General features: G+C 62.3%; 1 protein-coding gene. It reads left to right on the top strand.

The genetic code is table 11. The features are described 5' to 3' along the window. Positions 1 to 244, top strand: a 244-nt coding sequence (locus D2N39_RS22490; protein ID WP_147373553.1) for a DDE-type integrase/transposase/recombinase, incomplete at both ends; no start/stop codon positions are given.

The raw sequence follows: 244 nt of genomic DNA on the forward strand, positions 1-244 counted from the left end.
CATCCCCGACAAGAAGGCTCCGTGCCCGCTGGACAAGGTGAACCGGCAGTTCAGGGTTCCAGCGCCGAACATGCTCTGGGTCAGCGATTTCACCTACGTCGCTACCTGGCGAGGGTTCGTCTATGTGGCTTTTGTCATTGACGCCTATGCACGTCGGATCGTCGGCTGGCGGGCAAGCCAGACCGCGCATGCAGGCTTCGTCCTTGATGCCCTCGAACAGGCCGTTCACGATCGCCGCCCGGTC

Origin of the sequence: Gemmobacter lutimaris, assembly GCF_003570715.1 — a bacterium.
GTDB lineage: Bacteria > Pseudomonadota > Alphaproteobacteria > Rhodobacterales > Rhodobacteraceae > Gemmobacter > Gemmobacter lutimaris.